This is a genomic window from Wolbachia endosymbiont of Phyllotreta cruciferae (genome assembly GCF_918697765.1).
Classification (GTDB): domain Bacteria; phylum Pseudomonadota; class Alphaproteobacteria; order Rickettsiales; family Anaplasmataceae; genus Wolbachia; species Wolbachia pipientis.
On the sequence record NZ_OU953855.1, the window covers coordinates 1272363 to 1291775 of the forward strand.

At 33.7% G+C, this 19413-nt stretch carries 17 protein-coding genes and 4 pseudogenes; 3 read left to right on the forward strand and 18 right to left on the reverse strand.

Annotated features, from left to right (window positions below; genetic code table 11):
- Nucleotides 1-874: 874 nt before the first annotated feature.
- The 4 genes and pseudogenes from NL281_RS08830 to NL281_RS09260 form a co-directional block, all read right to left on the reverse strand.
- Nucleotides 875-1039, reverse strand: a complete 165-nt coding sequence (locus NL281_RS08830; protein WP_370273926.1) for an IS3 family transposase — start codon at nucleotides 1037-1039, stop codon at nucleotides 875-877.
- Nucleotides 1029-1193 carry a DDE-type integrase/transposase/recombinase gene (locus NL281_RS08835; protein ID WP_264705614.1) on the reverse strand — a complete coding sequence of 55 codons (165 nt, stop codon included), beginning with the start codon at nucleotides 1191-1193 and terminating at the stop codon, nucleotides 1029-1031. Before NL281_RS08835 ends, NL281_RS08830 begins: the two co-directional genes overlap by 11 nt.
- A 3-nt stretch (nucleotides 1194-1196) precedes the next feature.
- Entirely contained in the window at nucleotides 1197-1325 is a 129-nt protein-coding gene (locus NL281_RS08480; protein WP_256469363.1) for a hypothetical protein, read from the reverse strand.
- Between the two features lie 165 nt (nucleotides 1326-1490).
- Nucleotides 1491-2148: pseudogene (locus NL281_RS09260) on the reverse strand (IS3 family transposase); the annotation flags it as partial.
- Between the two features lie 569 nt (nucleotides 2149-2717).
- On the opposite strand from NL281_RS09260, the gene NL281_RS05855 reads away from it, so the two are divergent.
- Entirely contained in the window at nucleotides 2718-3629 is a 912-nt protein-coding gene (locus NL281_RS05855; protein ID WP_253303146.1) for an Rpn family recombination-promoting nuclease/putative transposase, read from the forward strand.
- Here NL281_RS05855 and NL281_RS05860 read toward each other — a convergent pair.
- The 11 genes and pseudogenes from NL281_RS05860 to ltrA all read right to left on the reverse strand — a co-directional run bounded on the left by NL281_RS05860 (nucleotide 3618) and on the right by ltrA (nucleotide 12796).
- Nucleotides 3618-4346: a hypothetical protein gene (locus NL281_RS05860; protein WP_253303147.1), complete on the reverse strand. Its 729-nt coding sequence runs from the start codon at nucleotides 4344-4346 to the stop codon at nucleotides 3618-3620. The genes NL281_RS05855 and NL281_RS05860 overlap by 12 nt on opposite strands.
- A gap of 116 nt (nucleotides 4347-4462) precedes the next feature.
- Complete coding sequence (locus tag NL281_RS05865) at nucleotides 4463-4852, reverse strand: IS4/Tn5 family transposase DNA-binding protein (protein WP_253303148.1); 390 nt, start codon at nucleotides 4850-4852, stop codon at nucleotides 4463-4465.
- 25 nt (nucleotides 4853-4877) lie between these two features.
- Nucleotides 4878-5165: a hypothetical protein gene (locus NL281_RS05870; protein ID WP_253303149.1), complete on the reverse strand. Its 288-nt coding sequence runs from the start codon at nucleotides 5163-5165 to the stop codon at nucleotides 4878-4880.
- 229 nt (nucleotides 5166-5394) lie between these two features.
- Nucleotides 5395-5544: a hypothetical protein gene (locus tag NL281_RS05875; RefSeq protein WP_253303150.1), complete on the reverse strand. Its 150-nt coding sequence runs from the start codon at nucleotides 5542-5544 to the stop codon at nucleotides 5395-5397.
- Nucleotides 5545-5604: 60 nt separating this feature from the next.
- Nucleotides 5605-6096: an ankyrin repeat domain-containing protein gene (locus NL281_RS05880; RefSeq protein WP_253303151.1), complete on the reverse strand. Its 492-nt coding sequence runs from the start codon at nucleotides 6094-6096 to the stop codon at nucleotides 5605-5607.
- Entirely contained in the window at nucleotides 6068-7237 is a 1170-nt protein-coding gene (locus tag NL281_RS05885; RefSeq protein WP_253302993.1) for an IS4 family transposase, read from the reverse strand. The genes NL281_RS05880 and NL281_RS05885 overlap by 29 nt, the downstream gene beginning before the upstream one ends.
- 527 nt (nucleotides 7238-7764) lie before the next feature.
- Nucleotides 7765-7966, reverse strand: a pseudogene (locus NL281_RS05890) (IS256 family transposase); the annotation flags it as partial.
- A 189-nt stretch (nucleotides 7967-8155) separates the two neighbouring features.
- On the reverse strand, nucleotides 8156-10132 hold the full coding sequence (locus NL281_RS05895) for an ankyrin repeat domain-containing protein (RefSeq protein ID WP_253303152.1): 1977 nt from the start codon (nucleotides 10130-10132) through the stop codon (nucleotides 8156-8158).
- A complete protein-coding gene (locus NL281_RS08485) occupies nucleotides 10132-10260 on the reverse strand; it encodes a hypothetical protein (protein WP_256469364.1) in 129 nt (42 codons plus the stop codon). The genes NL281_RS05895 and NL281_RS08485 overlap by 1 nt, the downstream gene beginning before the upstream one ends.
- A gap of 201 nt (nucleotides 10261-10461) precedes the next feature.
- Nucleotides 10462-11592, reverse strand: a pseudogene (locus NL281_RS05900) (IS4 family transposase); the annotation flags it as partial.
- A 106-nt stretch (nucleotides 11593-11698) separates the two neighbouring features.
- Nucleotides 11699-12796: pseudogene (gene ltrA, locus NL281_RS09265) on the reverse strand (group II intron reverse transcriptase/maturase).
- A 972-nt stretch (nucleotides 12797-13768) separates the two neighbouring features.
- Between ltrA and NL281_RS05915 the strand changes: the two are divergent.
- Both NL281_RS05915 and NL281_RS05920 read left to right on the forward strand, forming a co-directional pair.
- Nucleotides 13769-14668 (forward strand): DMT family transporter, encoded by a 900-nt coding sequence (locus NL281_RS05915; RefSeq protein WP_214303431.1) that lies wholly within the window; start codon nucleotides 13769-13771, stop codon nucleotides 14666-14668.
- A gap of 98 nt (nucleotides 14669-14766) precedes the next feature.
- Nucleotides 14767-16023, forward strand: a complete 1257-nt coding sequence (locus tag NL281_RS05920) for a UDP-glucose dehydrogenase family protein (RefSeq protein WP_253303737.1) — start codon at nucleotides 14767-14769, stop codon at nucleotides 16021-16023.
- 17 nt (nucleotides 16024-16040) lie between these two features.
- Here the strand turns inward: NL281_RS05920 and NL281_RS05925 are convergent, their stop codons facing one another.
- The 3 genes from NL281_RS05925 to NL281_RS05935 all read right to left on the reverse strand — a co-directional run bounded on the left by NL281_RS05925 (nucleotide 16041) and on the right by NL281_RS05935 (nucleotide 19412).
- A complete protein-coding gene (locus tag NL281_RS05925; RefSeq protein ID WP_253303153.1) occupies nucleotides 16041-17186 on the reverse strand; it encodes an MFS transporter in 1146 nt (381 codons plus the stop codon).
- A gap of 127 nt (nucleotides 17187-17313) precedes the next feature.
- Nucleotides 17314-18366 carry a threonine aldolase family protein gene (locus NL281_RS05930; protein WP_006280070.1) on the reverse strand — a complete coding sequence of 351 codons (1053 nt, stop codon included), beginning with the start codon at nucleotides 18364-18366 and terminating at the stop codon, nucleotides 17314-17316.
- Nucleotides 18363-19412, reverse strand: coding sequence for a threonine aldolase family protein (locus tag NL281_RS05935; RefSeq protein WP_006280069.1), 1050 nt, complete (start codon nucleotides 19410-19412; stop codon nucleotides 18363-18365). The genes NL281_RS05930 and NL281_RS05935 overlap by 4 nt, the downstream gene beginning before the upstream one ends.
- Nucleotide 19413 lies beyond the last annotated feature (1 nt).

Genomic DNA, 19413 nt, shown 5'->3' on the forward strand with positions numbered 1-19413 from the left:
GTCTTTATTTCATTATACATTGCAGTTTGTTAATTAACTTTTAATGCCTATGGTAGCATTTACTGAACCAAAGGTTTGCGTATTATAGAAAATAATTACAAAAAAAACACACTATTTATATACCATACAAACTTTTTTCATTCTGCATAGCTGAGTTACTAGATTCTGTAAACGAAATCTTTAGAGAAGCCAAATGGGCAAAGTTTCATGAAGGTCTTTGGCATCTCTTAGCATAGATCCCTTACTTAACCGTCATACCGCGATTCATTCGCAGTATCTCAAAGCATAGATCCCGCTAACACGTAGCGGGATGACGATTGTCAGGCTAGCTGTCATCCCAGTGTCAAGCCTTACTATTACCCACAAATATAAATGTTTGTTGCATAGCTCTTAATGGCATAACTTTTGCTTGAAATAACTGTTTATATGGTGCAATTTACAGCTTTTAGTTGCTAAAATTATAACTCTTAGTTTAATAATTTTAATCTAATAAGCTTTCAGGTTAATAAAATTAAATTATTTGAGTAAATACAATACTATGTTTTTATTTGTGGGTAATAGTAAGGTGTCAAGCACTGGGATGACAAGGTATAAACCTTATCGTCATGCCGCCACAAACCGTCATACCGCGATTCATTCGCGGTATCTCTAGATCCCGCTAACAAGTAGCGGGATGACGATTGTCGTTTAGCCATAAACATTAAGAAATCTACCAAATAAAAAAAAAGGCAAAAGAAGCCCCGTGGTGGTTGGCTATTTACTATGTACTAAAATATCGGCGTTTTTTTTGACCTTACCCAGAAAAAGTGGAGAGAAAGTTTGGAATGTTTTTCACAAAGAGAATGATGAATCAAAATGCTCAGGAATGCAATAGTTAATAGTGACGTTGTTTGTTATAAAAAATTTCTATATATTCAAATATAGCAGTTTTGATATGCTGTTTAGAGTGCCGAGAGGTGTCTATTGGTAACTCCATTTTTAGAGAACTGAAGAAGCTTTCCACAACAGAATTGTCGTAACAACAACCTTTATGACTCATCTATGTTTTTTATGGATAAGAGATATTGATAACCTTGCGAAGTATATTGTGAACCTTGATCACTATGTAATAGTAGATTTTTGGCAGGTTTACGCTTGTTAACGGCCATTAATAAAGAGTTCATAACCAATTGTTTATTTATTGCACTACTCATTAACTACCATACGTGAGAATTATTGCTGCCAAATATAGCCATCCCTCCTTGGTTTTGATGTAAGTAATCCCATACTTTATTCTTACTATTACCCACAAATATAAATGTTTGTTGCATAGCTCTTAATGGCATAACTTTTGCTTGAAATAACTGTTTATATGGTGCAATTTACAGCTTTTAGTTGCTAAAATTATAACTCTTAGTTTAATAATTTTAATCTAATAAGCTTTCAGGTTAATAAAATTAAATTATTTGAGTAAATACAATACTATGTTTTTATTTGTGGGTAATAGTAAGTACTTTATTTGGTTGATCAACAATAAAGTTTTGATCTAGTATATTGGGAGCTACAGCTCTATTATCTGTTTGTTGTTTTTTAATTTTAAACTTTCTTTTCAGTATAGCCCTGATGTCATTTTTCTGCATAATACTTTGCACTGTTTTTAAGTTGCAACTTTTACCCAAAGCCTTTAATTCAGCATGAATTTTAGGAGCTCCATATCTACATTTAGAAGCTTGATATATTTTTTGAATATCTGCTAATAACTCTTTATTTGCTGATTCTCTACTGCTTATTTTCCTTGTAGTCCACTTATAGTAGCCACTAGCAGAAAACCCTACATAATTCCTGCACTTTATAGTGTTTACTATGCTCTTTTATGAAAAAATATTTTACTCTTTTTGACTGGCCAGGGTTTTTTTAAAATGTCTCTTTCTCTTGTTACTTTTGCTAACTCTTTCTGTAAATCAAATCTCTCTTTGTCATAAGGTGCTACATCTGGAAATGCATTTGCCGCTGACTTTTTTCGTTATATTTCTTCATCCATTTTCCTAATACACTATCCCTTATTCCTAGATCTCTTGCTACTTTTGCAACTGGTTGACCTACCTTTCTTTGTTCATTTGCCAGCTTAACAGCTTCCAATTTGAATTCTGCTGTATATTCTCTTACCATTTCTAATCCTCCAAAATTTTATTTTACCCAAAAAAACTCTTTTCTTTCTCTCCACTTTTTCTGGGTAAGGTCACTATTTCTTTTTTACGATCTTTACTTTTATTCTTATTGTTCATATAATATACCCTTCACTAATAATAAATTATTTTTAAATGTTTACTGTTATTTTCTTAGCAGTATTGGCATAAAGCCATAGCTTTTGGGTGAAGTCAAATCAAATTTTCAATTTTTTTTTGTTTATTTTTTTATGAAAAGGTAGAAGATATTAATAGCTGCTAATTTCTTTAAACGATGTTGTCGTAGATTCGTATTTTTATACACCAAAAAGGGTATCTTTGATGTCTCCTACAGCTCCAAACTCATAGCATCCATTTGCCGGCCTTTTAAGGCGCTTTATAGAAGGGTTGATAAAAGATGTACAAAAGACGTCTAAGGTGCGTAGTAGCATTCTAAAGCCATCTATGGGAGACATTTTTTTCATCAACGCATTCAAAACTTAAAAAAATAAAAAACTTGAACATTTCTTCAGAATTGTGTATAATTATTAATGCTTTTTAAGGTTCTTTCTTATGACTTTTTCTAAGTTTCTTGATCCCAAAAATGATGTATCGTTTAAGCGTATCTTCGGTACTGAAAAAAATAGAGATATCCTTATTCACTTCCTCAATGATATTCTTGGCTTTACTGGTAAAAATGAAATAAAGGATATAGAGTTTTTAAGTACTATTCAAGACCCCGATATCGCCGCTAAAAAGCAAAGTATTGTTGATGTTCTCTGTAGAGATTCTACAGGTGCTCAATACATTTGCGAGATGCAGGTCGCTAAAACTAAAGGCTTTGAAAAACGTGCCCAATACTATGCTGCTAAAGCTTACTCAAGGCAAGCTGATAAAGGTGACCAGTATCATAACCTTAAGGAAATTATCTTCATTGCTATAGCAGATTGTGTACTGTTTCCTAATAAATCTGAGTACAAATCAAAGCATACTATTCGAGATGAAGACACTAATGAGCATGATCTAAAAGATTTCTATTTTATATTTATTGAGTTGCCAAAATTTCCAAAGAATAAGGAAGATCAGTTGGAAAATATAGTTGAAAAATGGGTTTATTTTTTTCGATATGCAGATGAGACTAGTGAAGAAGAGCTGGAAAAAATAATAGGTAGTGATGTAATAATTAAAAAGGCCTATGAAGAGCTAAATAGATTCAACTGGTCAGAAAAAGAATTTATTGCCTATGAACAGGAAATAAAACGTATTCTTGATGAACAGGCTGTCCTCGCTCAAAAACTTGATGATGCTACTGCAAAAGGTAGAGAAGAAGGTAGAGAAGAAGGCATCCAAATCGGACATGAAAAAGGCAGAAAAGCAGAGAAAATCGAAGTGGCAAAGAACTCACTTAAGGCCGGTGTCTCTATTGATGTTATCGCTCAAATTACCGGCCTTTCGATAGATGAAATTCAAAAATTAAGGAATTAATACTTTACCTTGACCTCTAGCTTGAGTTAAATGACATTGAACAGAAGTATTATTTAGATAACTTTTAGGCTCCAAGCTTATTTGTTGTTCTTTTACGTCACTCACTTCTAATCTGCTTAACATTTGTTGCATTAATTGATTTATTACTGGGTCTATTCTTCTATTAAATTCAGCCATAAACTTATCAAACTTTTTCGGACTTAATCTACCGGGATCTCCGGGTTCTCTACCAGGCAATGCTTCCTCTGCGTATGATTTTAAAATCCCTGAAATTTCATTAAATTCACCACTCCTAATTTTTTCATTAATCTTCTCAAATAATTTCTCAAAATTAATATCTAAGCGGTGCATTTTTATACCACCTTTCGATTCAGCTTGCTTCTCTAATACTTCCTTGAACGACTTTATAATATCCGATGTGTAAAAAAGAGCCTTTACAGGATTAACATCAGAAAACTTAGGAAGAGGACACTTTTTATCTAGAAAAGCTTGTAACAAGAAAAACATCAAGCTAGCATTATTACTCGCACAAACTTCACGACTAAATTGGCTAGTATATTGGATATTTGGGTTTCTTACTGTATCAGAATGATTGGAGCTACTTCCTGCTGTACCAGAACGGCTAGAGCTATTTTCTGAAAATGAAGGCAACGCAGCCCTTAAAGGCTTACTATTACCCACAAATATAAATGTTTGTTGCATAGCTCTTAATGGCATAACTTTTGCTTGAAATAACTGTTTATATGGTGCAATTTACAGCTTTTAGTTGCTAAAATTATAACTCTTAGTTTAATAATTTTAATCTAATAAGCTTTCAGGTTAATAAAATTAAATTATTTGAGTAAATACAATACTATGTTTTTATTTGTGGGTAATAGTAAGGTCTTTATATGAGAGTCAAAATCCAAATAACTTGTATCTTGAACTGAAAAGACCAACTGGTTTCCTTTTATTCTTTCCTTAGTTTCTTTATAATGGGAAGAATAAATTTCCTTATCTTCAAGCTTTTCATTGCTAAATAATCTATATGCACCCTTAGCTTCTTTCCACCCACTACAGCTTTGATTAATTGAACCAGATGCCTTACCCTCTATGCAATAACTTGTTTTTATAAGCCTTTTATTAAGCCTTTTATCTCCCAAATTAATGTGTTTTAACTCTCTTTCCAGCCATTTATCCCCTAAGCCATCTGTATATTGCACGCTTGTACTTGTTTCTATCATTTTGATCCTAAATTATTTAGCTTACTCACTTTTTACATTTGTGGGTAAAAGTAAGCCTTAAAGGGGAAGAGATAAACTGAAAAACACCTTTAACAGCATCTATCCATGAAGACGGCTTACTTGCTCCGCTTGTAGCTCCTATTTTGTTATAGCCTATTTCGTCACTTTGCGATGAATTGTCTGATGCATTATCATAAGATAGATCATACTTAGCTTCTTTTGTAATACTATATTGTACATCACGCTTCTTGCGAGTAGATCCACAATCCTCAATTTTCCATTGACATGGACTATCTTTGCCCCTGGCCTCCAAGTAAATACTCTCCTTCTATCCCTATCATGGCTAAGATAATCACTAGCAGGATATAAATACTCATTAAAATAAGTGCTTTTTATATATATGTTGTTACCTTCAGGTTCAAATTTCCATTGACATGAACTATCTTTGCCCCCTGGCCTCCAAGTAAATACTCTCCTTCTATCCCTATCATGGCTAAGACCATTACCAGCAGGATATAAATACTCATTAAAATAAGTGCTTTTTATATATATGTTGTTACCTTCAGGTTCAAATTTCCATTGACATGAACTATCTTTGCCCCCTGGCCTCCAAGTAAATACTCTCCTTCTATCCCTATCATGGCTAAGATAATCACTAGCAGGATATAAATACTCATTACTATAGTAAACACTTTTAATACATACCTCCGATGAAAATACTGCATTCTTTACTGACTCTGGTAATTCTCCTTTTATCCTTTCAAGCTCAGATTTTTTTCCGAATGAACATTATGGTAATTACTCATCTCCATAATTCTTTTTACATAACGGGCTAACCTAAACTCCGCATTTTCTACACCTTTAACTTCAATACTAGCTCCAATATTGAGAAGATTTGTAACTTCACTAACATTCCCACTTTCTACAGCAGCAAATAAAAGTCTATCATACTCACTTTGCTTTGGTCCTAAAAAGTTTACTACTTCTGTTTTACCAAGGTCATTTGCTACATCTAAAGGGTTTTTACCATCCTTATTTTTAGCTCCAATGTTGGCCCCCTTATCTATAAGAAATCTAATTATCTCTAAATGACCTCCTTCAGCAGCCCTATGCAAAGATGTGTAACCATCACTATCTCTAGCTTCAATATTAGCCCCTTTCTCAAGAAGTTCTCTAACGTCACTAAGGCGTCCTACTCCATAAGTGTTGAAAGTATCAAAAATAACGTGATATGAGATGATCAACGGCATGTAAATTACCTCCCGACAGTAAAACAATCGAACGTATAAAAGAGTCATTTAGATCCAATGTGAATTGCAGTAATGCTATTTTGAACCCATGTAGATTATTTTTGATTTTATAAACAAGAAATAACAAAGCCGTAATAATAATCATGTAAATATACACCTTCATGCCATTCATAGTATGGCTTAAAAAGTGCTTATATCCAAGATTTTGCTTTATAAATTTAAAGAACACTTCTATATCCCATCTGCGCCTATATAGCTCTGTTACTTCATAAGCTGGCATTTCAAACAAGTTTGTCAAAAACCATATTTCATCTCCAATTTTATTTCTGATTTTTATTAGCCGTAGATCATGCTTTTCTGCCACTTTACCTCGTGCACGATAAAGATTAACTATTATATCTTCTAAAATCTCTGATCCATCCGATTTTTGTTCTCTTATAACTTTGTTCCTGCTTATAACATCATGTTTTCTTCCTACTTTAACTCTTGTGATAAATTTGTACTCCTTTTCATCAAATTCGGCAAAAGTTCCAACTTTTCTGATTCCTCTATCAAATAATAAAATATCCTCTTTTTCAACTTTAGCTTCATTAATTGCTCTCACTAATGCTATATCTTCACTACTTTCTTCTTGTCCTTTACAAAATCTTATACTTGTCGGCAATTGATCCTTTAATCCTACACTCACTTTAACTTGACTGTCGTTACTTTTACCGCCTATTTTTAGCCCATCTTTTATGAGATATCCCGATAAATTTATGATCGTCGAATCAAACTTATGTAAGTTATTTAATGTTTTTTGGGGTAATAGCTTTTTAATCTTGCTCATCAAATCAATATATACTCCCTTAAAATATTCTGGATTTATAACTTTTAACCTTTTTGACAAACCACTGTATGTTACTGTACTTTTATCGCTATTCTTATCCATTATACACCTGTTTATTACCATTTCTAGCGCTCTTAGGCTTGTTTTTTGCCCCATTAATATTAACTTCATTAGACCTTTAAATATAATCTTGCCCAACAATTTAGTATTACATTTATCTACTTCACTTAATTTTCCTAGCCTTTCTAAATCCTCATCTTTTATTAAATTTAGTACTCTTTCTATTTGATCCATTATTGCCTCCATTTTCTTGCAATAATAGTTCTTTATGTCTTTTTTGTGTTACTTTCAACACTTATGCGTCCTACTCCTGCAGCACTAACTAATAAATCATCATTGTTTAAAGTCATTTGTCCCTCCACATTTATAAAAACTTACCTAACTTAACTAAGCAATCACACTATAACAAGCCACTCTTACCCTGAGCTTTTTTCTTTCCTCAAGCAACACAGAAAGGACCATCTTCCCTCAAACAAGAATTCTGGAATGCCCTCACATAACATAGCCCGCTCACAAAAGTAAAATTACCTTAGCCATCACACACTTACATACCATAAAAAATTAGTAATCTAATGTATTTCAGGAATAGTACTCCACTTTTAAAACTTGTCAACCCCTAATTTAAAATTTTTCTGAAATAATTTTTGATGAAAATTTTTAATGAATTACTATTAATTTAATATTAAATATTACTAAGAACCTAAATAATACAACCACTTTCAGCAATAAAAACCAGCTAGCATGAGAAGATTTTTTTGGAAATCGATTGGTATTGCAAATGTGCTTAAAATCTTCGTTTCAAGCCCTGGATGTAAGTTTGTTTGCCTTTTTTTGACTATTTGGGGTTCCTTCTCTATCTCTTGGTGTTAAAAGTTCAAATAAATCTGCACTTGTACGTAAAGCCTTTGCATTTCTCCCATTTTTTCTATTATTTTCTTCACTTTCAGCCAATAAGTGGTTTTCTATTTCACCTTTTTATATCAATTTATTACTTTCTTTTTGATTTGACACACTTTTTTGAACATCTCTATTGTGGAACAAACTTTTGCTTGGCTCTCCAATTTAGACATATGAGCAAAGATTATGAGCTTTTTCCTCTTACTTCAAAAACCAATATCTTCTTTAACATGATTTCTATGCTTACTAAATTAGCTACTTAATCCCTTAGACAGGTTCTGAACATACCTTTGCTGAGCTTTCAAAGCTCTTTATAGAGGTAGGTGATTCTAATGTTCCAGGTACGTCATCATAATCAGATAGTTGCGTAGGAATTGAATTCGTTCTAATACCCTGAGATGTACCTTCTTGAAAATGAAGTAATTTATTTTCCAACTTATCTCTTGCTTCTCTAAAACTGTCCAATTTTTTTTGCAAGCTAACACTTTCTTCTTTATACTTTGAAAGTATTAAATCGATAAAATGATTACAAAACACTATTAGACCTGTAGCACTAGGAAATAACAACAAGAGAGGACGAATGGTAACACCTGGCATATCTCCACTTCCTGCATCATGAAAATTTTTATACATATTAAGACAAGAGCCAAAAGCTGCAGAGCATACAAAAGCAAGTTTTGTTCTGCACAGGAAATACTCAACTTGCGCTAATTTTTTATTGCAATGTGCTAATTCTTTACGCAAATCATCAATTTTATCACTATAGTACCTAATAAACAATTGTTTTGTTTCTTCATTATTAACATATTTCCATGCTCTATAAGATCTTCCATCTATGAGCTCAACGTTTACATGCTCTGATTTTAGAAGCGCACTAATTGCGTTACTACTTCTAGAACGCACAGCTTCATGTAGAGGTGTGTAATCGCTTTTAACATCTTTCCTTCTGTTAATATTTTCATAAGTTAAATACTTGAAAAGAGCCGAAATACATTCTGGGTCATTACCTTCAATAGCCAGAGTAATTGCATCTTTTCCATCTCTATCCTTAGAATTAATAACTTTAGAAAGCGGCTTTTCATTTTCTTGCTTACCTTCAAAATACTTGCACTCATACACCTTATTCGAACGATATGGCTCCTTAAGAATACACAAAAGTTCTTTTACAAGATCAACCTGATTTTCTTTAATAACCACATGCAAAAGTGTGTTTTGATTTTCCTCATCTTGTAACAGTAAAACATCATACAAATAAGCATTTTCATGTAGATAACTAATCTCTTTATTGAAACGTGTTTTATCTATACCTTCTCTTCCTCCTTTACAGATACTGAAGAGTCGCAAACTACCTTCCAAAGCATTGTGATCAATCGCAGAGGCACGTTGCCTTCTGTATAAAATTGGCGCTCCTTCTACGCAAACACTTCCGAAATAACGAGCAATAGGGGAATGGATACATGCACTTAAAAAATTAGTAAGAGGGTTACAAGTGTTCACACCATTCCTACCTTCAAGCAGTCTAACTACATCTAATTTATTATACGAATCAGCATAATATAAAGGATCCCGATCATAACAGTCCTTAGCATCAATTATAGCATCACATTCAAGAAGAAGTTTAGTTACATCTAAATGACCTTCCCTAGCAGCATAATGTAAAGGTGTTCTAGCTTTTTCATCCATGGCCTCAACTTTAGCACCTTGGCTTATAAGAAAGCTAACCATACCCTCTCTATTGTAGTAAGCAGCATAGTGTAGAGGAGCTATACCCAAACGGTCTTTAGCATTAATTATAGAATCATGGTCAAGAAGAAGTTTAGCTGCATCTAAATGACCTTCCCCAGCAGCATAATGTAAAGGTGTTTTATCTTCTTCATCCATGGCCTCAACTTTAGCATCTCGGCTTATAAGAAAGCTAACCACATCCTCTCTATTGTAGCAAGCAGCATAGTGTAGAGGAGCCATACCAAAACGGTCTTCAGCATCAATTATAGCACCACGGTCAAGAAGAAGTTCAGCTACATCTAAATGACCTTTCCCAGCAGCATAATGTAAAGGTGTTTTAGCTTCTTTATCCACGGCCTCAATTTTGGCATCTTGTTTTATAAGAAAGCTAACCATATTTTTTCTATTGTGGTAAGCAGCATAGTGTAGAGGAGCCATACCAAAACAGTCTTCAGCATCAATCATAGTACCACGGCCAAGAAGAAGTTCAGCCAATGGCGTCAACTTAAGAACTTTCATTAGCAAACTCTCCTAAAGACATGATGGCGTTTGGGCTTATCTACCTTATCGCGGCTATACAATCGTCCCGGTCGGATTTTAACTTTAGCGCGTATACTTGCTCTATCAAAAAGCTTACTATTACCCACAAATAAAAACATAGTATTGTATTTACTCAAATAATTTAATTTTATTAACCTGAAAGCTTATTAGATTAAAATTATTAAACTAAGAGTTATAATTTTAGCAACTAAAAGCTGTAAATTGCACCATATAAACAGTTATTTCAAGCAAAAGTTATGCCATTAAGAGCTATGCAACAAACATTTATATTTGTGGGTAATAGTAAGATCAAAAAGGGCTTGAAAGTTTTTTGGCGCAATAAGTACCTGATAGAGTTTCTGCCTCATTACACCAAATAAAACCGAAAAATTTAAACGATACTCAGCAATTTGATCTGGATTCCAAGGCCCTTGTGCATTACACATATGAAGCGACAATATATTACACATGACTAAGTTTGCCCAAAATTCTTGTAATACAGCCTCTAAATTTACGCCAGAAAAATTCTCTAATTCTGCACCTATTTTGAGTCGTTTATAGCACTCCTCTATATGCCACCTTAACACATAAGCTTTGCTGATATCTTCCAAAGTAAATTTTACTCGGTCAAAAAGTGAAGTAATCAATACCTCTGTTTCTCCGTTGGCTAATGTCAGCACTATTACTCTTACTTTCTGTCCTTTCATTTTATTTTTTAGCTTTTCATTTTCTAATATAAAATCGAAATCTAATTCTCCAGATGCAATTCGTTCCCATAGCTTGCTATAATTTCTTTTTTGCAAGCGAAAAATAAAATCTACTTCCAAATCATAATGCTGCTGAATGAATTTTACTGAAGACGGTCGTAGATAAATAATAATCTATCTTGATTTAATGAACGCATTTGAGTAACGACTTCAGGTAATTGTTCTTCTGCTAACGTTTGCTCACCCACATTCCAAGCCGCAAGGCGAGCACTGCAAATCAGCGAAGTACATAAATCAACAAACAAAGAAACCCTTGCTAATGGTGGCATTATACCTGTTGTTCCATTTGGTTCAAACTCGGATACAATTTCCTCAGAGCTCGGTAATCGAATACCAGAACCATCTGCTGCAATAAGCCTATAGCCTCTCCAACTCAGGCTCATCTTGATAGGCTGTTTGGATGCTTAAATTCTTTAAAACCTGTATGACAAATCTTATATCTTGCTTTAGAAAAAGCTTGCTTTGAGGGTACATGTCAATGGCTCCATAAGTTCACATTCTATTCCCAAACTTTTTTTAACTAACTTTAAAATCATAGAAAATACTGCCGAAAAAGGAAGTTTTCTTGTTCGTGTAAAACTCAACACAATGGATTCTCTGAAAAGCTTTCGAGTATATTATATTTTTAATTTGTAGAATAAAATTTTTTCCTTTTTGTTTGGTAGAAGTCATAGTTTTAAATCCTCCTGATTAAGTTTTATCGCTATGACTCCCCCACCAGAACCGTGCTTGCAGCTTTCCCGCACACGGCTCCACAATGTAGTATTCACAGCATTTCCTATTTTGTATATAATGAGTAGCATATTCTTGGTTTTGGTAATGGATTAACTTGTAGATAGTGTATAAATTGCTTTGAATTCATACTCTTCTTCTGACTACGTCGGTTTATCCATTTATACGCTAGCTTGATTACCCGCCAGAAGAATTTATTCAACCACCGGTAATTTCCGCTAACTCCGAAGTAGTTATAGTGTCCTGTTAGTTTTGCTTTAAGTATTGACCACCAATCTTTAAGGTGAACTTTATTTCGAATCTTTTTCACCCATTCTTTGATTTCTTTAAGTTTTCTAGATAGATTTTCTTTCGAGGTTTTATGACCTACCATTACTCTACCTTTACGACTCCTTGTACCATAATGGGTGAATCCTAGAAAGTTGAAACTTTCCGTTTTTCGTTTCTCCCTTATTCCTTGTTGCCACTCCTTTTTGCCAAACTTTACTATTCTTGTTTTGTCTTCAGATATTTCCAGTCCAAATTTTCCTAGCCTTTGTTTCAGTGACTCTAAGAGTTCTCTAGCATCTTTTTCTCTTTCGCAGCAAATCAGGTGATCGTCTGCATACCTAACTAGCTCCATATAACCTTTAGATCTTAGCTTGAATTTCTTTTCAAACCACAAATCCAGCACATAATGCAACTATATATTAGCTAGTATAGGACTTACTATTCCCCCCTGAGGTGTGCCTAGTTCAGTTGCTTCATAATGTCCTGCTTCGACTACTCCTGCCTTAAGAAATCGTTTTACTAACCACAGTATGTTTGGGTCTGTTATCCGTTCTCTCAAGCATCTCATTAGCCATTTGTGCTGGACATTATCAAAGAATTTCTTGATATCAACTTCTACTACATAGTTAGTTGGTCTGTACATAACTGCTTTATTTAGTGCATTTACCGCTTGATGACAGCTTCTACCAGGACGAAAACCATATGAGTTATCCAGAAAGTTAGCTTCATAAATATTTTCTAATATCTTCTTCAGCATTATCTGGACTAACTTATCTTCTGTAGACGGTACTCCAAGCCCGCGTTTCTCTTTGCTTCCAGCTTTTGGTATATATACTCTTTTCACTGGTTGCGGTTGATATCGCTTTCTTTTCATACTATCCACCAGAGTGTTGAGCTTCTCTTCAAGATTTTCTCCATAAGCTTCTACTGTCACCTGATCTATACCGCATGCTTTGTTATGCTTTAGCTCTTTATAACATTCAGCAAGATTCTCTGCGTTTATCAGATGAATTAACGATTAAATTTCAATCGTTTATCTTGCCTGGCTCTTACTGCTATCTGATTTAGTTTTCTTTGCACGTTATTCCAACCTCCGTTGTATTGGCATAGCAATTCCTAAACCAGTCACTATATTGCTGACCGCTTCCCCTTGTATGTGGCTTTCCCACACTCTGAGTACTATCAATCAGTCCGACTTCCTTTATATCTTCCGTCAGTACTCGCCTTTGTTGACTTGTTCCAACGTACCTTAATAGGAATACAAAGGATCTCCCAAGTTTACGTAAACTCCATCTCAACACGTGATACGGCCTCAGATCCCGATAGAGTGAGTGATAACTTGCCCTATTGTTACCCTTCTTGCTGTCTTCCACTATATGCAACGTGTCGACCTCTATGACATCGAGAATTTCGGGACTCAATACCTTCACTTTCGTTGTACCCTGTGTTGTCCATTCCACTAGCTTTACTACGCTCGTTACCTTACGCAGCATAGTGGTTTGTTCCAGCCTGCTGGCTAGGCTTTGCCTGGGTTGGATTTTCACCAACTGGACTTTACGCACTTTGCTTGGCGCACGCATGTTTCACCTAAAAAGGACACATTTTAGACTTCTTTATTGAAATAAAACAGAAACAAAAGTGCTGTTTATTGCACTCTTTGGATAATTTAATGATAAAAAATTTAGAGAGAAATTTTATACACTATCGCTGATATTTTTCCTTAAGTTGACGCCATTGAATGAACCCTTACGATCACATTCTGGGGACGTACATCAGAAAACTTTTATATTATTAGTTTTGTAGTAAAATTATATGAGTACATCGTATCTATTAAATCAGAAGCTTTATGGATTACAGATTGAGAGCTTATTTGTTTGGGGTTATCTGGTTTATACTTAGCTTACTTAGTAGTGTAGCTAATGATACTATATCAAAATATCTAAGTTTACATCTTCAGAGTTTTGAAATAATTTTTTTCCGCTTTCTGTTTACCACTATTACCCTTGTACCTTTTATGTTTTACTATGGAATAGAAACTTTTAAAACAAGTCAAATATCTACTCAAATAACCAGGGGTGGGTTGTTGTTTTGTGGAATGACCTTATGGACTTACGGGTTGACTGTTTTCCCCATAGTAACTGCAACGATTATAAGTTTTTCTATACCATTATTTGTTATACTTCTTGCAATCCCTTTGCTAAACGAAAATATAATTTGGCAAAGATGGATAGTAACTGTTATTGGCTTTGTTGGTATTGCTATTACTACCAAAGCTCATAGTGAAGATTTTAATCCTAAAATTCTTATTTTTATTGTATCTGCATTGATCTTTGCTATATTAGATATACTTAATAAGAAACTTGTAATAAAAGAGTCAGTAATAAGTATGTTATTTTATTCAGCTCTAACGACAACTATTTTTTCTACTCCACCTTTGTTATTTTATTGGCATATGCCTTCCTTGTTGGAGTTAGTATTACTGCTGATTTTAGGAATAAGTTCAAACCTAATTCTGTTCTTCATGTTAAAAGCTTTTGCTCTTACTGATGCTACTGCACTTGCACCGTATAGATACATAGAGCTAATAATTTCTGCAATAGTAACATACGTTATATTTAATGAATTACCTGATAAAAGTGCTTTATATGGTACTTTGATATTAATACCATCAACCTTATTTATAGCTTATTCGGAAGGTAAGGCAATTAAGAAAAATAATGTAACAACAAAAGTTTATAATTGTTAATGGTATTTATTTTAGATGCTAAGCTATATTTTTAAGGTGATAATAAAATGCACATAACTATTATAGGAGTAGGGTATGTAGGCTTAGTATCTGGTACAATGTTATCGGAGCAGGGCCATAAAGTTGATTGCATTGACATAAATACTGAGAAGATTGAACTTTTGAAATCAGGGAAAATTCCTCTATATGAACCTGGATTAGCAGATTATTTAGAGAATAATATAAAGTCACAAAGGATAAGATTTTTCGATTCGTATTTTCAAATAAATCCCAATACAGAAGTAGTATTTATAACTGTAGATACTCCATCAGACTCCCTAGGAAATGCAAATTTACAGAATGTATATAATGCAGTAAGTGAAGTTTCTGAGAGAGTTAATCAAGATTGCTTAATAGTGATAAAGTCAACTGTTCCTCCTGGTACTGCAGAAAATATATATAATTATTTATCTAATAAGGGCTATAACTTTGATTTGGGGGTTAATCCAGAGTTTCTCAAGCAAGGCTCTGCAGTATCAGATTTTTTATACCCAGATAGGATAATAATAGGAGTAAAAACTAAGCTAGCTAGAGCAAAACTAGAAGTTATATATAGATCATTTATAGATAAGAATATTCCGTTAATAGTCACTGATACAGTTACTGCTGAAATGATTAAATATGCTTCTAATGCTTTTCTAGCAACAAAGGTTGCTTTTATCAATGAGATGGCAGGTTTATGTGAGCTATTAGGAGCAGACATTGACCTTTTAGCTAACAGTATGGGAATGGACCATAGAATAGGTAAGGAATTTCTCAAAGCTGGTCCAGGATTTGGAGGATCATGTTTTCCTAAAGATTTGTCAGCTTTAATAAGGCTTGCTGAAGATCACAATGTCAAGCTACAAATTTTAAATTCAGTTAAGGAATCTAACTATAATCATATAACAAACATTGCTAAAAAGGTAGAATATGTATTAAATGGAGTCCAAAATAAAAAAATAGCAATATGGGGGCTAACTTTTAAGTCTGGTACTGATGATGTAAGAAATAGCCCAGCTATAGATATTGCACAATTGTTAGTGAATAACAAGGCTAAAATTACTGCATATGACCCAATGGGGATGGATAATGCTAGGCAAGTTCTAAAGGATATAGAATACGCGGACAATGCTATAGGGGCTGCAAGGGACGCGGAAGCCTTGTTATTGTTAACGGAGTGGAAAGAATTTAAAAATCAAGATTTTGCAAGTTTAAAGAGTATTATGGCTGCACCTAATGTTTTTGATTTCCGTAATTTATTAGATAGCGAGCTATTACTAAGATATGGTTACCATGTTTATTCCTTGGGTAAAAAATCTATCTACAAAGTTTAACTGTTGAGAAATTTTTTTTACACCGCTTTACTTAGTTTTTTTAGATCTTTGCTTGATAGTATGGAAAAGCAAACGAGTGCAACAACAGAGCAAATGGAAAAAAATGAAAACATAATACTGTTACCACAGTGCTTAACAAGTACTCCTAAGAGCACGCATGAAAATATTGAACTTGCAATATACCCAAATAATCCTGTTAAGCTTACAATTGCACATACATTATTTTGTGGAGCAATTTCTACAGCTATAACACCTGTCAGTACTTGCACTCCAAATATAAAGAATCCTGATAAGATTGCACCAAGGTTCATAAGAATTATGTTTTGACCAAAGTTCATTGCAATAAAAGTGAGTGCTATACCCAACATATAAAGTGATGCCAGCAAGCTTCTATTTTGAAAGAAGTACATATCACTAATTCTTCCTGTGATTAAAGTTCCAAGGATTCCACCTAAATCATATATGCCTGTTATTAGTGAGGATTGTACAAGAGAAATTTGTAATTTATTCTTTAAAATTATAGGAAACCAAAAGAAGATTCCCATTTTTATAATATAAGCACAAAAAGTAGCACAACATAGAAACCATATGGAACTTGTTACCTTGATACCTATTTGAGATTTCTGCACCTTATAATAGGTAGTAAAGTTGGCACTTTCTTTGTAATATGCCTTTAATATTATATAAATTCCAAAAAGTAAGCATAAGAAACCAGAGTACAAAAATGCACTTTTTGCATCATATATTTTAATTATACTTGGTAATACAATTAAAGTAATACAAGAACCAAGTTGCTGAGATGCGCTCATAACTCCCCATGATGATGCAATTGAAGAGATGCTAGAGTTTGTAACCATAAACTTGGTAATAGCTGGCCAACCTAACCCTTGTGTCCAAGCTAATAATATTAATGTTAACAGTAATAAAGTTAGATTATTATATGATAAAGTTATACCAATGGTTAATAATCCAGTTGCAATATTGCATAGCCCAAACATAAATAGTGGATTATTTTTGGAGTCCATGATTATTCCATTAACAAATTTTGATACTCCATAAAAAAAAGAAAAGCAGGCAAAAAAATAGCTTAATTTTACATGGTCAGTATCTATTAACAGTGGTAGAGCAATTGGTATACTTTGTCTTGATAAATAAAGCAGCATATATCCACAGAAGAATAGTAAATATTGAAAGAAGACAAAGTTCACACCTATTCCCAAATAGCTCTATGCAGATGCTAGCATAATACTATATTGGTATAATATTGTTTGACAAGAAGTTTGCAAACAATTAGTGCAGAAAATTACTTAGTATCTTTCTTATAGCAGATACAGTAGTATTAATATCTTCATAGCTTATATCTCTATGTGTTATAGCTCTGATTTTACCTTTGATGTTAGCCATTCTAATTCCATAATTTGTCATTAGTACGTTTATTAATTCTTGAGTAGATATACAATTAGTACGTAATGAAAAATACGCTATATTAGTTTTATACAGGTCGATATCAATTATAACTTGATCTATGGAGTCTAGGCCTTCTATAAGGTGCTGCATTTTTTTATGATCTTCTTCTAAAGAATTTACATTATTACGTAGAGCATATAAACATGCAGCTGAAATAATGCCAGCTTGGTGCATACCTCCGCCAATTTGAAACTTATAGTACCAAGCTTTTTCAATAAAATCTTCACTTCCAAGCAATATTGCGCCCATTGGAGCACCTAATCCTTTACTAAAATCAATGAATACCGAATCAAAATAACTTGCATACTCCTTTGGAGATATTTTAGTATGAGCACAAGCGTTGAACAGTCTTGCTCCATCTAAATGAGTGAATACGTCATTCTCTTTGCAGAGACTTGAGATCTCTTGAATATATTCTAAAGGCCACACAGCTCCACCACCAAAATTTGTCGTTTGTTCGATAGAAACAAGCCCAACTCTCGGAATATTTCTTAAACTAGGACGAGTAATAAACTCAACAATTTGTTCTCCAGTAAATATTCCTCTTGTACCTTTGATGGGCAAAGGAGTAGCATGTGCCTGGGCTGCGATCAAGCCAGATTGTACTATGAGTGGATGTGAAGTTTCATCAAGCAGCAAGTAATCACCAGGTCTTTGAATGTGTACTTTATAAGCAATTACATTGGACATCGTTCCTGAAATCAAAAAGATTCCTGCAGGTTTACCTAATATTTTACATGCGGTTGCCACTAATTCGTTCACAGTTGGATCTTCACATGCAGCTTCGTTTCCAACTTTTGCTTTAGCCATCGCTTCCCTCATTTTAGCTGAAGGGTCAGTGTTTGAATCGCTAAAGAAATCTATTTTTACTCTCATATTAAATTTAACACAACCTCCTTTATAATTTCAGCAGCTTTCATGATGTCTGTTTCCTTTGTGCCAAGATGGGTAACTGCTCTTATATGAGACTCGAGCCAAGGAAAAAGCAATAAACCATAAGCTTGGCACTTACTCAAGAAAACCTCATTAGTTACATTTAGTGCTTTTATACTAAAGCTTACTATATTAGTTTCTGGATAAGGTAGTACCAGTTTTATGTGTGGAATTTCCTTAATCTTGTCTGCAAACAGTTTGGCGAGTTTATTGTCTTCTTTAAGCCTAGAAATATTGTTCTGTAGTACATACTTTGCTGCATTAGCACAATACCCTATCTGATGATAACCACTACCTAGCCAAACCTGTAGCTTTTTAGCCCTTTCAATTATCTCTCTTTTACCCATAAGCATTGAACCAAAAGGAGCTCCAAGTCCTTTGGTAAAAGAAAAGCTCATTGTATCCACATATTTAGCATAATCTGCTAAAGCAATATTTGTTTCGACATGAGCATTAAATATTCTTGCACCGTCTAAATGAAGATTTACATTGTGAGCTTTTAAAAAGTGATATAACTCGACTTGTTTTTCAAAAGGATAAATTTTACCATTAAACCCGTTTATACTATTTTCTATAGAAACAAGACTCACCTGAGCAAAAATTTTGTACCTTGGCTTAGAATTAATAGCATATTCTACTTCAGCAACATCTAAGATTCCGCTATTATTTCTAATACAATTAAATACGATATTATTTACTTTTGCATTGCCTGCGCTATCGAAAAAATTAACGTGATAATTATAATGAGTTATTAGTTCATCACCAGGACTTGTTTGACTGGCAATGGCTAATCTATTTGCAAGCATACCGCTGGTTGCAAATAATGCTTCTTCTACTTTGAATAATTGTTTGCAATATTCTGATAAGTCATTACAGCTTTTGTCTTCACCATAAGCAAAATCTCCAACAGTTGCATTACTTATTGCATGTATAACGTTGGAGCTCTGCAGAGTTGTAGTGTCACTTCTCAGATCAATAATTTTTTCCATC

Coding starts and splice junctions, on each gene's coding strand:
- NL281_RS05935 (WP_006280069.1), bottom strand. CDS start 19,412: ATGGAAAAAATTATTGATCTGAGAAGTGACACTACAACTCTGCAGAGC.
- NL281_RS05855 (WP_253303146.1), top strand. CDS start 2,718: ATGACTTTTTCTAAGTTTCTTGATCCCAAAAATGATGTATCGTTTAAG.
- NL281_RS05865 (WP_253303148.1), bottom strand. CDS start 4,852: ATGATAGAAACAAGTACAAGCGTGCAATATACAGATGGCTTAGGGGAT.
- NL281_RS08830 (WP_370273926.1), bottom strand. CDS start 1,039: ATGAGTCATAAAGGTTGTTGTTACGACAATTCTGTTGTGGAAAGCTTC.
- NL281_RS05920 (WP_253303737.1), top strand. CDS start 14,767: ATGTTATCGGAGCAGGGCCATAAAGTTGATTGCATTGACATAAATACT.
- NL281_RS05915 (WP_214303431.1), top strand. CDS start 13,769: ATGGATTACAGATTGAGAGCTTATTTGTTTGGGGTTATCTGGTTTATA.
- NL281_RS05895 (WP_253303152.1), bottom strand. CDS start 10,132: ATGAAAGTTCTTAAGTTGACGCCATTGGCTGAACTTCTTCTTGGCCGT.
- NL281_RS08480 (WP_256469363.1), bottom strand. CDS start 1,325: ATGCCATTAAGAGCTATGCAACAAACATTTATATTTGTGGGTAATAGT.
- NL281_RS05885 (WP_253302993.1), bottom strand. CDS start 7,237: ATGGAGGCAATAATGGATCAAATAGAAAGAGTACTAAATTTAATAAAA.
- NL281_RS08835 (WP_264705614.1), bottom strand. CDS start 1,193: ATGAGTAGTGCAATAAATAAACAATTGGTTATGAACTCTTTATTAATG.
- NL281_RS05860 (WP_253303147.1), bottom strand. CDS start 4,346: ATGCCATTAAGAGCTATGCAACAAACATTTATATTTGTGGGTAATAGT.
- NL281_RS05930 (WP_006280070.1), bottom strand. CDS start 18,366: ATGAGAGTAAAAATAGATTTCTTTAGCGATTCAAACACTGACCCTTCA.
- NL281_RS05925 (WP_253303153.1), bottom strand. CDS start 17,186: ATGCTGCTTTATTTATCAAGACAAAGTATACCAATTGCTCTACCACTG.